The sequence below is a fragment of the Candidatus Nanogingivalis gingivitcus genome (assembly GCF_004151455.1).
Taxonomy (GTDB): domain Bacteria; phylum Patescibacteriota; class Saccharimonadia; order Saccharimonadales; family Saccharimonadaceae; genus Nanogingivalis; species Nanogingivalis gingivitcus.
The window spans coordinates 1-12,965 of sequence record NZ_PRLK01000006.1; the positions used below are offsets into that span (position 1 = coordinate 1).

The window sequence follows — 12,965 nt, forward strand, 5'->3', positions numbered from 1 at the left end:
AGCTCAGTCGGGCTGGTAGGTTGCCCACCTTCACTATCGGCCTAGCTGAGCTAATAAAGAAAGATTTTTATGAATAAAATTAATAAAACCGAGTTCGAAAAAGAGCTTAAAAAGAAAAATAAAGATTTAAAAACCTCAATTTGATAATATTTTTGAAGCAGAAAATCGACTTAAAAACTCGCGTGTAGGTTTAGCCGGCAGCTTAGCGGGACTGATCCAATCTAACTTGGAAATCTTAAAGAGGCTTGAGAATAAATAATGAATTATCTCGACGCTGATAAGAAATATTAGAAACCTGAAGTAAAGCTTATGATGAAGACGGAAAAACACAGAAGATTGCAAAATATTCAAGCCTTGGAGTGTTGGCCGTAGTACTGTACCACACTAGCAAGAGATATACGATTATGTTGTGCCTGTGTACTATAAGAACTGTAAAACTGTAACGATTAAGCACGGTACTGTTGAAGAAGGTTTTAAGAGTGTGTCTTCATCAATAATAGTTGAAAAATTAACTGTTTAGGAAGGGCGAGATGGCGAAGAAGAGGTGTGTGATGCATCAAAACTGGGGTATGAACAGAAAAGAACCGTTAAGAGAGAGCCTATAACTGAGATTGTTTCATATAGGATTAAACCTTCAGTGCATGAGTCGCAAGATTCTATAGAAGATGAAGATGATGAAGAAACTGGCGGAGTAATTTGCCGTGATGGAACAAGGAGCTATTCGGTTAGTCGTGGAACGTGTTCTCACCATGGTGGAGTTGAGCAATGGCTGTAAGACTTGATTTTTGGGGTGGAGTGGAATAATATCAAGATATGAAAGATATGCGAAAGATAGTTGTGTATGGTATTCTCGGGCTGGTCGTGTTAGGGCTAGTTGGAGCTTTAGGATATACTCTTGCTTTTCCGGATAAAGTAGCTAAAATAACAGGACATGACAAACTGTTGAATAAGCCAGTTGAATATCATGAGCCAGAAGTGACTACAATTCCTGAGAGACCAACTGCTGACAAGATATTTGAACTTGTGAACAAAGAGCGAACCCAAAGAGGGATTGCTCCTTTAGTGCGTGTACCTGAAATTGACAACGTTACAAGGCTTAAGGTTGAAGATATGATCAAGAATAATTACTATGCTCACAGGAACCCAAAAACCGGACGTGGGTTAATTGACCAAACTTATGTGGACAATCATTGTAAGGAGTATGGTGAGAATATTAACCAAGATGATTATTGGACTACAAGACCTGAAGACCATCCAGCTGAAGACCATGTTAAAGAATGGATGGAAAGTACTGATGGACACCGTGAAGCTATTTTGAACCCTAGATTTAAATATGCAGGATTAGCATTGGGTTGGAGAACTGAAAGCAGGTTTGTTACAGCTCTTCATTTTTGTGAACCTTTATAGACCTTAGATCATCTCCCAAATAGAAATAAGGAGAAGATATGGGCTATATTGCAGACTATAATGGTTTGAATGCGAACAAATATAACGGCAGTAAAGACTTTCGTGGTTTTTTGGCAGCGAACGGCTATGAAAATTTCTTACCATATGTTGGTAATGATGGTAAGGGAGATTTCAGGAGAATGGCACAAAACCCAGCATATGCTGATCAGACCCAAAGGAACTTGGGTGGAGCAATGCAAGAGTTGCATAATTGGTGGAGTAAGAATAACGCTGATGTGAACAGGCGATACACAGACCCTCGTAGTAGTGGTGGATACTACGACCCTCGGGCAGCAACAGAAGCACGGGCAAGAGCAGATGAAATTGCGAAATACCGTGAACAAGAACGAGTGGCATCTGAAGGCTTGGGTAGATTGGACCGCCAACGAGACATTTGGCGTGGTAATGTTGAGAATAACTACGCTAACCAGCTAAACGACCTTGAAAACAGCTACACCCAAAGCAAGGGAGCCTATGAGATGAACAAACGAGACTCAGAAGCCCAAAACCGTGCGGTGCGTTCACAAATCATGGAAGACGCAAACAACCAAACAAACTCTTTACGTCAAATGTTTGCAGCAGGTGGGGCTGGAGATTCAAGTGCAGCACAAATTGTTGCTCCTTGGGCGGTTGGCTTGGAAGCAAGCCGAAACGCCGGAAGTGCACAAGATGCTTTTGCCCGAGATCGCCGAAGCCAAGACTTGGAGTTTGCTAGTGCAACTAATGCATATAACAAGAATAAGAAAGATTGGGAAGCTAACCGCCAAGATGCGCTAAACAATGTTGATTCGCAAATTGAAAGTAGCCGAATTGACTTAAATAACCGTATTATGGATGCAAGGCAGAAACAAAAGACTGCGAATGGTCAAGGATTACAGAGTGCAATTGACCAAACTAGGGATCTATCTAACCAGATCGGCAACAGCCAAAATAAGATTTTAGATTTGAGCAAGGAAACACCAAAAGCGCTTGAAAAAGTGGAATTTAAAGCACCAAAGCTTAGTGATTATAGCGAAAATGTGCAAGGTGTTAAGGTGGATAGCGGAAATACGGATCAGGCAGGGCTCCAAGACCAGCTTGACCCACGACTTGCTGCGTTGCTTGATCCGAATAAGAAGAAAAAGGATTTGCAGGCGTAAAAAAGGGAAGCTCGAAAGGGCTTTCTTTTTGGCTTGACTCTAGAATTAATTGACATATCATTTTTTCCTTAAAATATATTTTTAAAAACGAAAAAATATGGTACTATTTAAATAGACAAGAGCTAAATAGGGGGAATACTTTTATGAGCAACAATGAAAGAATAGAAAAGGCTGAAAAAGAATTAAAACAAAAAATTGAAGAAAAACTAAAGGAAATAGAAAAAGAAACTAAATCTATGTCTGAAATTGAAAAGATTAACTTTCTTTTTTCTGAGGCTAAAAAGATAGATGAAAAAGAACCTATTATTCTTGACAAATAATATAAAAATAAATAATAAATTTGTCTTTCTGGACACTAATATTTTTGTTTATGCTTCAGAAAATGATACATTTAAAAACTGGCTAATAAACAATAAAGAGAAAAATGGAGTCTCCTTTACCACTATTGATATAGTTTCTTTTGAATATACAAAAAACTGTAAAGACAGTTTACAGATAGTTAAAAAACGCGAATTAATAAACCTTCTAGCATCAGCACCTATACAATCTAGACATTTTTTTGATATTGAATTTTCAATGATTATGTCCAAGCTAGTCTCAGATAAAAATTGCCAATTCGCAGACTTTCTACTAGCTTCTGCATTAATGAAATATTCAAAGAACAGAGAAGATAATCAATGTTATTTATTAACTGCAGATATCAAGGCTTTCACCTCTAATCTTTTTAAAATTGAAGGAATTCTAAACATTTCAGTAAAATCAAATATGGTAGCTATATATTTAATTTCCTTCAATAAGGGAGAATATATTAAAGAATTGAAAAATATAAAGTAATTTATAGAATTAATCTTTTAAATTTATATATTAGACCAATAGACAAAATAATATAATGGAATTATGGATGAAATACGAAAAATATATCATAATATAGTAAATACTGATGATATAAATAAATATCTATCTGACACCGATGATGGCGAATCCGGGATTATTGAATTTAAAGAAGTTGATCAATTAAATGATAAAAGTAAAAAAGCAACCTTTAGGGCAAAAATAGCTAAAGAAATGTGTGCCTTTGCTAATTCTGAAGGAGGTATTCTAGTTGTTGGTGTTAAGGTTGAAGATGGAAAAGTTATACCAGCATGTAAAGAATCGAACCTTGAAAATTTTTTAGAGAAACAAAAGATAAGTAAATATCTCGAGCCATCTCTTAAAGGTTTGAATTTTAAGTCATTAGGTGTTGAAGACGGAAGTAATAAACCTGTTATTATTATGATTCCTAAAAGTGAGTTCTTGCCTCATAGAACTATTAATAACTATAATGATGTTGAAGGTAAAAGTAAGGATATTGTTGGGGAATATTTTGTTAGAGAAAGTAGTGATAGCCGCAAGCTTTCCGAACAGCTTGTGCGGGCAATGTATCTATCATCGGGAAGAGCTCCAAGATTTGAAATAGTCCCTGTAATTAAATTTATAAAAGCTTATGATTGTAAGGTGATAGATGTTCAGGCCTTAGTTTATCCGGATAAGTATAAGTTTATAGATAAATATTATTTTAGTGCTAAATTAAAAATGTATGATAAGTTTTTTAACACTATAGGTGAATGTTTCCATGGAAAAAATATTTTTGATGTAAGTATTTTAATGGATGGTGAACGAAGTAAGAAAATGCCAATTTATCCTTCAGATAAAAATAGATATGCTGCAGATTGTAATATTAAGATTAGACCAAGGCTTGAAGAGGATATTTATGATATTGCCCTAGATAATGAAATAGTTTTGGACGATAATGCTTATGGCACTATTAAGTATATAATCATTGATGTTGTTTATGCTTGCGAGGGTATGTCTGCAGTAAAACGTCGATTTGGTTATATTTTTGATGTGAAAGATTTTAGATATTATAATAATAGTGAAATAGGGATGCATAAATTTAAACATCTGAAGAATGTTTTTTTAGATGGCAGACTTACGGATAAAATTGTAGACTTAGATTCTTTTAATAAATTTACTAAAATAGGATTCAGCAATAGAGACGAGCTATTTAAAGATAAATTTGGATTTACTGAAGAAGGCTAAACTTTTCAAAATTTTTAGTATATGATATAATCAAGATAGAATATACGGCTCATCGCGAAAGTGGTGGGCTTTTTCTGTTGGTTAAAAGATATTTTGAAATATATATACTTAACTATTATCGATCATCCCCACTTCTATAAATCTTATCTGTTGTTGGCTAGCTAATTTCTCAAGATTAGTCTTTAATATATCTTTACTAAAAGCGATTAAAAATAGTATAATTAAGACAGTACATTTTGAAGAATTGAATATAAAATAATCGACCTAAAGGATAGGAGATTTTGCTTAATTGCAAGGTCTCCTTTTCTTTTTGTCTCAAAGGAGAAGAGATGGATATTTTCAAGGGTATTGGCGACTTTTTTGGCGGACTTTTTGGCCAAAAGAAAAAGCGAGAAGATGAACAACAACAGCCACAGCAACAATCTGCGGTGAGTTTTAATAACGCCCCAAAACTGGGAGATAATTTTATAAATAATTTAAACAACCTCACTCAACCACAGCAACCAAAAGAATTTGCGAAGAGTTCGGTAGATTTAAACCCAGTAAAACCGGTGCAGCCTGTGCAACCACAACCACAAATGAATCGAGACCAAGAACGCCAGCAACTAGCGAACAAATATCGGCAAGAAGAAACAGACCGCTATAACCAAGGTTCAGACCATGCAGCGAACTTCTTAAATGATATTTTTAGTGGTGGCAAAACGGCGCAAATGCGAGAGAATACTATTAACCAGAACATCCAAAACCGTGTCAATGCTGAAATGCTCCGAAAATATGGATCAGATGACCAACAGGTGAAACAAAATATTGCACAAACTAGCCAAGATATTAACAACAAAGCAGCATCAGTGAATGACTTCACGAAAAACTATAACAATACCGTGCAACAAACGGTTACTTCGCCAGTATCAGCAGTAAAAGGTGCAGCAAATAGCGTGATGGAAACTGTGCCGAAAGTTTCTGGAGCAAGTGGGCTTGATTTGTTTACTAATAATTATAAAAATATTGATACATCTTTACTGCACCCTAATTGTACATGTATTGAACGGTTTAAGGTTACGAATGTAGAAACTAACGAAAAGCCGAAAAGTATTTTAGAATCTACCCCTGAAAAAGTTGTAAATGATTTAACTACTGAAGAAAAAGCTTTTATTTATGACTTTGAGCGTAATGGCTATAAGATTGATAAAATAATTTCTAAAGATTATGAAACTTTTAAACCAACGAATGATTTTATTATTAATGGGCTAGAGTGGGAGATGAAGACGCCAGAAAAAAGTTTAAAGTATTCAACTATGTCTACACATATAAGAAATGCTATTAAGCAGAATAAGGAAAATTTTATTATTAATTTACAGGGTAAATATTATAATGAAAAAGCTTTAAGGCAATTATCTGATTATAATAGCAGGAACCCAAGCTATAAACTAAAAAACCTTGTTATATATAAACAAGGTAAGATTATACAATTAATTGGCAACAATTCTATTAATAAAAAATAACACCCCAATCCCCTACTTTCTGACGGTGGATTATTGATATTATCGCACTACTGGTGGGGGGAGGTGTTATTTTATATTATAATAATAACATATATAATATAGCTAAATCAATCTATAATCTATAAAAAATATATAGATATAAAGAAAAATCCTTGCAATTCCGTCAATTCTTATGAATCTTACACCTTTACGGCAGCACGGAAAGACAAGGATTTTTCTTGAATGATTATAATCTTATCCACTATCATTATATCATAACAAGTCTACGATTGTCAATCTGTCAATTAAAACAATACAATAGCAAAAATTCAAATAATAAAGTAGATAAAATTTTTATATAGATATGGGGAATTTATTGCTATATTAGAAAAATAAAAAAACACTAGAGTGGGACTCCAGACCTTTCTGTTAAGATATTATTCTCCTTACTCGGTCCGGTGCACTCTAATGTTTTATATTATAATAATAACACGTATAATATAGTTAAATCAATCTATAATCTGCAAAAAAGGTAAGCTTATTGATTTACTGGAAAATATAAACATTGAGCCTTAAATATTGATTTAAAATTAAAAATATAATATATTTAATATATAAATATCATCTAACGACCCCCCACCAGTGGTGCGATAATATCAATAATCCACCGTCAGAAAGTAGGGGCACCACCGTTAGGTGGTATTTTTTTAGTAGAGCTAATGTACTAATTGTGCTTAAAATCAAAAAATTTATTATTGCCGACAGAAATAAAGTAGTTTATAGCAAGAATATAAAATAAAAAAGAGCTATATTGTCCACGCCTCTATGTCGTAAACGCGGGGAAGCATGAACTAGCTCTTTTTTGCTAATATAGCCGTCGCCTTCAGGCTTATACATCCCAAGACAAACGGCTATTTAAACAATTACATTATACGTATTTATTAACTTGAAGTCAATAAATAGACATTAGGTAGTGTGTTGTTTTATACTATAAATAATAAACATTCTGACGTAGAAAAAACACCCCCTCGTGAGGGGTATTTTGTTTTGGGACAATTATTTTTTATTCATTTCTTAATGTGCGTTTTAATAGCTTAGCTAATTCTTGGGCGATAGTTGTGCCATTCTTTTCAGCCCTCTTCCTTAGTTTTTCGTGTGATTCAGCATCAATTCGTATAGCTTTAGCTGTTTTAGTAAAATCACCCTTTTTTTGTGCCATTCTTTTTCCTTCCTTCGGCAAGGTATTTGTGGCGGAGGCTTGACAACATTTGTCTTTTTTGTTAGGATTTAGGTAGGTTTATTTTTTGTCATTGGTTTCAATTTTAAGTAAATTGATTTCAATGACTTTTATTTTTATGTTCTTAAAAGTAAAAAACATTTTACCATCCTTACCCCCTTTCTTGCCGATTTATTAAGTTACGCCTTCGCCACTGTTAATAGTATACAACTTTACATCAAGGAAAGTAAGAAGTAGGGGCTTGATATTAGTTAATTATTTTAGTAATATATTGATAGTTAAGATAATTCTATTTTAACTATTTTCATTTTTGAAGGTTTCTTTTTGGAACCTTCTTTTTTGTTTTAATTTCTATAATGATATTCAATAATTCAATTTTAGCTATTTTCATTTTTTCTCCTTGATTTTAAAGTGCCTTACTTCTTACCTATTTATATTATAGCAAAATATACGTATAAAGTAAACTGTTATTATAATATATAATGTCATTTATATATTTATGTATTTATTTATAAACTCTATACATATCTGGAATATTAGTATGTGCCAATCGGCATGGAGGTTTAAGCCCTTTCTCGTCTTACTTAGCGTTTTGTTCAAAGACGCTTTTTTTATTTTTACTTAAGCAAAAAACTTTTTGAGTTTGTGGGGTGGATGTAGTAAAATTTAAGTATATTTATGAAGCCTGTTTTTTCAACTATTAGTTATGGTTTATATAATATAGAATCTTATTTAATTGAGGACGGCTTTTGTACAGAAAAAATATTAGAGGAAATAGTAGCTAAAACAGGGCTTCATATAGTTAAAAAACAGAAGCATGAATTTTCACCTCAGGGTTTAAGTATGACATTTATTTTAGCAGAATCACATATTGCTATACATACTTACCCAGAATTAAAAAGTGCTTACATTACATTAACTACATGCCATAAACTAAATGAATTACAACGTAAAGAGATACTAGAAAAAATAAAGAATAGTTTTAATACTGATAATGTTATAGAAAAAATAGTTAGCGTATGATATTTAAAAAAACGATAGGTAAAATAAAAATAGGGGATATTTTAAACGGTGAAAAAACTCGTTTTAGGGTTGAGGGCTGTTTAGTTTTTGAAGAAAAGCGTTTAGAGAGGAAGGATGAGGATGATTCGGCCTATACCAATACTATTTATAGATGGGAAGAATGGGAACTTGTAGGGTTTAATAATTATGATAGTTGGTTGGAGATAGACCACTATACGAGAAAAGTTTCAATATATGAGCCTATTTATTTTATGGGACCGATTGATCCAGTAAATTTTAGAAAGGGCGATACTATTACCTTAACCGAAAAGGGTAGTGAAGAACAAAAAACGGTTTATGTGGAAGAAGTTGGCGAAGGTACCATTGTTGAAATTCAAGGTAAAAATACTTTTCAAGTTTTTAAAGATGAAAAAATGGCTTATGCTACTCTGAAGCAAGACGGTAAGTTAATAACTATTGAAAAATATAATAATCGTGAATATGATGCTTATAAGAAAAGAGAAATTACACGAAAGGAACAGAAAAAATTATTCGGTAAAGTTATATATGATCCAAATTGGTTAGTTATTTATTATATCGTTGGAATATTAATATTTTATGCAATTATTACAATCTTTTTAAATATCTTTTTTCCTAGCTCTTCTAGTAGTGATAGTAATAGTAGTGGAGGGGGCGTATATACTACTAGAGGAATCCATGGTGGGGGTGGAGGAGGAGTTGGTAAATAATGGCTATATTTAGAAGCAGAAAAGATAAGGAAAGAGAGAATGTAACTCTATTTGCTGCTGCTCTTTTAGTGGCTATAGGTGGAATTATCTACGAGCTTATTTTAGGCTCTGCCGCTTCATATCTAATTGGTGATTCTACTTTAAGCTTTAGTATTGCAACTGGCGTAACGCTTTTTGGTATGGGGGTAGGGTCATTATTAGTTAAAAAAGTAAAAGGCCATCCAGCGACAAGTTTTGCTCTTAATGAGATTTTTTTAAGTTTAGTTGGTGGTAACTCGGTTTTAATTCTATATATTGCTTTTGGGTTTACTAAGATATCTTGGATTATTTTTTCTATAATTAGCCTATTAATTGGCGTGATGATAGGTTTTGAAATACCTTTAATGATGAAAACTTTTGAAAAGTTTGGCCGCAAATCTTCAGTAGAGCTGCTAAGTAAAGTGTTTGCTATTGATTATTTTGGCGCTTTAGTTGCCTCCTTAGTTTTTCCGTTACTACTATTACCTCAGCTTGGGCTTATGAGAAGTGCTTATTTTGTAGCTAGCTTAAATATATTAGTTTCACTATTAATACTAAAAGAAATAAAAACATCTAAAAAGGTTTTTTCTTTATGTTTAGGTGCTTTCTTTATTGTGGCTAGCTTATTTGTAGCTTCTAACTGGCTAGAGAAAAAGATAGATTCTGGAATTTATAAAGACCCTATTGTATTTTATAAACAAACTGAATATCAAAAAATAGTACTTACAAAATACTATAATGACACGAGGTTATTTTTAAATAATAACTTACAATTTTCTTCATTAGATGAAGCTAGATACCACGAAACTTTAGCCGTTAGTGCTATGTCATCAGTAGAAAATCCTAAACGAGTGGCTATATTTGGTGGTGGAGATGGGTTACTTGCAAGGGAAATATTGAAATATCCAAGTGTTGAGCATATTGATTTAGTTGATATAGATTCTGAAATGACAAAACTAGCTAAGGAAAATAACTTTCTAAGAAGCCAAAATGAAGGCTCATTTTTTAATAAAAAAGTAAAAATTCATAATCAGGATGCTTTTAGGTTTGCGTTTGAAACTGATAATAAATACGATGCAGTGCTGGTTGACCTTGTAGACCCTTCTAATGAACGACTTGCTAAACTATATTCAAAACAATTCTATCAAAGAGTAAATGATCTTTTAACAGATAGGGGGGTAATGATAACACAAGCGACTTCATCCTATTTTTCGCCTAACGCTTTTGCTACAGTTTTCTCAACTGTTAAGGAGGGACAGAGGGATAGGGAAGTATTACCTTTTTCTATAAACATACCATCCTTTGGCGAATGGGGTTTTGTTATGAGCATAAAAGATAAAAGTAAAGTTTTATCTCAGCCCTTGCCTACAAACCTTAAATATCAAAATAAAGATAATTTAGATTATATAATTAAGAAAAACCCTATAAAGATTAATAAGGGTGAAATTTCTACATTGCTTCAACCAAGGATTATAGAGATATACAATAACGATATGAAGCAATGGCGATATTATAAATAGAGTATAAGTACATGATATAATAGAGCTTATGGATATTATAACTGTATTTAAAGTTGCGATAGTTGCAATTATAGAAGGTATTACTGAATGGCTTCCAATATCTAGTAGTAGCCATATAATGCTTTTTGATAAGATTGTAGGACTTAATTTTACAAATGAATTTAAAGAAGTTTTTTTGGTAGTTATTCAGCTAGGTGCTATTTTAGCTATTATAGTAACTTACTTTAATTTATTAAATCCTATATCGGAAAAGAAGAGCTATAAGGAAAGGAAAGAAACTTGGGAATTATGGGGTAAAATACTAGTAGCTTCTATTCCAGCAGGAATACTTGGTGCAATTCTTAATAAGACTATAGATAGTAAACTTGAAAATTTTATAGTAATATCAACCACATTAATATTATACGGAGCTATCTTTATTCTTTTAGAAAAGTTCATATTTAATAAGAATAAAAAAGCAAAAGTTCAAAAAATAAATGAAATAAGCTATACTGATGCTTTAAAAATTGGAGGGTTTCAAGTATTATCATTAATACCTGGAACCTCTAGGAGTGGATCTACTATACTAGGAGGTGTTTTGTCTGGCTTCTCTAGGTCTGTTGCAACAGAATTCTCATTTCTTATAGCCATACCTGTTATGTTTGGTGCAAGTGCACTTAAAATATTAAAATATGGGTTACATTTTAGTGAGGTAGAGCTATTCTATATGGCTTTAGCTACTGTTATAGCTTTTGTGGTATCAATGGCTGTAGTTAGAAGAATAATAGCTTATCTTAAAAAACATAGCTTTGAAATATTTGGTTGGTATAGAATTTTACTTGGCATGCTAATTATTCTATGTTTTATTTTAAGGTAATATATGGTAGAATATAGTTTATGAATTGGAAGACTGTGTTTAAGTCCTTTAAAAATAAGGACATGCAAAAACGTTTATTTGGAGTTATAGGTTTAATTATCGTATTTAGATTTTTATCACATATACCTGTACCTTTAGCCGAACCCACTAAATTAAAAGAGGTAGTTGCTAACGCTATTAATTCTACTGATTTAGGTGGTTTTATAAACTTGTTAACTGGTGGTGCTTTGACTAGCTTTTCTATTATGATTGTTGGGCTTTCACCATTTATTACTGCTTCAATTATTACTCAGATGCTTTCTAAAGCTGTTCCATCACTTGAGGAACTTAATAATGATGGTGAATCTGGTAGAAGAAAAATAAATCAATGGACACGTATGCTTACTATCCCTTTAGCTATTGTCCAGTCTATTGCTTATATTTTTATTCTGCGAACAACAGTACTTGCACAAAATACAACAGTATTTAATGGTATGAATATGATGGACTGGGTAGTGGCTGTTACTGCTATGACAGCAGGATCAGTGCTATTAATGTGGATAGGTGAAATTATTACTGAAAAAGGTATTGGTAATGGAATTTCTTTGATAATTTTTGCAGGTATTATTTCACAGCTTCCAAGAATGCTTGCTACTTTCGGCAGTTCTATTGGTGATACAAAAACTTATGGTCCACTTCAAATTTTTAACTGGTTTACATTACCAGTTAACCCAGTTGTAACCGGTGTTGCTTTTGCTCTAGGATTTGCAGGAATTATCCTTCTATATATTTTAGTTAAAATTAATGAAGCACAAAGAGTTATTACTATAAATTATGCAAAGCGTGTTCATGGTAATTCATCTTACGGTGGCATTAAGAGTATTTTGCCAGTAAAATTAATTGTTGCTGGAGTTATACCTGTTATTTTTGCTGTTTCTTTCTTGAGCTTACCAGCTTTTGTTGGTCAAGTTATGAAATCATCTAATACGAATGTTGATCTTGCAAATAAACTAATAACATGGTTCCAAGCACCTAACGCAGGTTCTTTTACAGGTAGTACATGGGAGGCTTTCATTTACCCAATTTGTTACTTTATCTTAATTGTAATGTTTACTTACTTCTACACCTCAATAGTATTTAATTCTAATGAAATAGCTGATAATCTACAAAAACAAGGTGGATTTATAGAAGGTGTACGCCCTGGAATTTCAACAGCTAAATACTTAAGTACTACAGTTAATAGATTAAACTTGTTTGGGGCTATAGCTTTAGGATTAATTGCTATTTTACCTTTTGTTGCAGATTATTTGTTATATCATTTAGTACAAATACAAAACGGTAACTTATCAATAGGCGGAACAGGATTACTAATTGTTGTTACCGTTGCACTTGAAAGTATTAGGCAGTTAAATTCTAGAGCCTTAATGGTAACTTACGACGATTATAAATAGAATTTTAT

At 32.6% G+C, this 12,965-nt stretch carries 13 protein-coding genes; 12 read left to right on the forward strand and 1 reads right to left on the reverse strand.

The window, feature by feature from the left end; translation table 11 throughout:
* The first annotated feature begins 544 nt into the window (after nucleotides 1–544).
* The 7 genes from G6CMJM_RS02135 (at nucleotide 545) to G6CMJM_RS02160 (ending at nucleotide 6,166) form a co-directional block, all read left to right on the forward strand.
* The gene (locus tag G6CMJM_RS02135) at nucleotides 545–775 is read left to right on the forward strand and encodes a DUF3761 domain-containing protein (RefSeq protein ID WP_129718833.1); all 231 of its coding nucleotides are present in this window, start codon (nucleotides 545–547) and stop codon (nucleotides 773–775) included.
* 38 nt (nucleotides 776–813) lie between these two features.
* Nucleotides 814–1,407: a CAP domain-containing protein gene (locus tag G6CMJM_RS02140; protein WP_129718834.1), complete on the forward strand. Its 594-nt coding sequence runs from the start codon at nucleotides 814–816 to the stop codon at nucleotides 1,405–1,407.
* Nucleotides 1,408–1,445: 38 nt separating this feature from the next.
* Complete coding sequence (locus G6CMJM_RS02145) at nucleotides 1,446–2,585, forward strand: hypothetical protein (RefSeq protein ID WP_129718835.1); 1,140 nt, start codon at nucleotides 1,446–1,448, stop codon at nucleotides 2,583–2,585.
* A gap of 143 nt (nucleotides 2,586–2,728) precedes the next feature.
* Nucleotides 2,729–2,905, forward strand: a complete 177-nt coding sequence (locus G6CMJM_RS03195; protein ID WP_165302671.1) for a hypothetical protein — start codon at nucleotides 2,729–2,731, stop codon at nucleotides 2,903–2,905.
* The gene (locus G6CMJM_RS02150; protein ID WP_129718836.1) at nucleotides 2,874–3,419 is read left to right on the forward strand and encodes a hypothetical protein; all 546 of its coding nucleotides are present in this window, start codon (nucleotides 2,874–2,876) and stop codon (nucleotides 3,417–3,419) included. The genes G6CMJM_RS03195 and G6CMJM_RS02150 overlap by 32 nt, the downstream gene beginning before the upstream one ends.
* 63 nt (nucleotides 3,420–3,482) lie before the next feature.
* On the forward strand, nucleotides 3,483–4,664 hold the full coding sequence (locus G6CMJM_RS02155) for an AlbA family DNA-binding domain-containing protein (protein WP_129718837.1): 1,182 nt from the start codon (nucleotides 3,483–3,485) through the stop codon (nucleotides 4,662–4,664).
* Between the two features lie 329 nt (nucleotides 4,665–4,993).
* Nucleotides 4,994–6,166: a hypothetical protein gene (locus tag G6CMJM_RS02160; RefSeq protein WP_129718838.1), complete on the forward strand. Its 1,173-nt coding sequence runs from the start codon at nucleotides 4,994–4,996 to the stop codon at nucleotides 6,164–6,166.
* A 1,042-nt stretch (nucleotides 6,167–7,208) separates the two neighbouring features.
* On the opposite strand, the gene G6CMJM_RS03200 is transcribed toward G6CMJM_RS02160, so the two are convergent.
* Nucleotides 7,209–7,364 carry a hypothetical protein gene (locus tag G6CMJM_RS03200; protein WP_165302673.1) on the reverse strand — a complete coding sequence of 52 codons (156 nt, stop codon included), beginning with the start codon at nucleotides 7,362–7,364 and terminating at the stop codon, nucleotides 7,209–7,211.
* A gap of 696 nt (nucleotides 7,365–8,060) precedes the next feature.
* Here G6CMJM_RS03200 and G6CMJM_RS02165 point away from each other — a divergent pair.
* The 5 genes from G6CMJM_RS02165 to secY are packed head-to-tail and all read left to right on the forward strand — an operon-like array spanning nucleotide 8,061 to nucleotide 12,957.
* Entirely contained in the window at nucleotides 8,061–8,405 is a 345-nt protein-coding gene (locus G6CMJM_RS02165; RefSeq protein ID WP_129718839.1) for an S-adenosylmethionine decarboxylase family protein, read from the forward strand.
* Nucleotides 8,402–9,133, forward strand: a complete 732-nt coding sequence (locus G6CMJM_RS02170) for a DUF4178 domain-containing protein (protein WP_129718840.1) — start codon at nucleotides 8,402–8,404, stop codon at nucleotides 9,131–9,133. Before G6CMJM_RS02165 ends, G6CMJM_RS02170 begins: the two co-directional genes overlap by 4 nt.
* Nucleotides 9,133–10,671 (forward strand): polyamine aminopropyltransferase, encoded by a 1,539-nt coding sequence (locus G6CMJM_RS02175; protein ID WP_129718841.1) that lies wholly within the window; start codon nucleotides 9,133–9,135, stop codon nucleotides 10,669–10,671. The genes G6CMJM_RS02170 and G6CMJM_RS02175 overlap by 1 nt, the downstream gene beginning before the upstream one ends.
* Before the next feature lie 28 nt (nucleotides 10,672–10,699).
* Nucleotides 10,700–11,527, forward strand: a complete 828-nt coding sequence (locus G6CMJM_RS02180) for an undecaprenyl-diphosphate phosphatase (RefSeq protein WP_129718842.1) — start codon at nucleotides 10,700–10,702, stop codon at nucleotides 11,525–11,527.
* 20 nt (nucleotides 11,528–11,547) lie between these two features.
* Nucleotides 11,548–12,957: a preprotein translocase subunit SecY gene (gene secY / locus G6CMJM_RS02185; protein ID WP_129718843.1), complete on the forward strand. Its 1,410-nt coding sequence runs from the start codon at nucleotides 11,548–11,550 to the stop codon at nucleotides 12,955–12,957.
* Nucleotides 12,958–12,965: the final 8 nt, after the last annotated feature.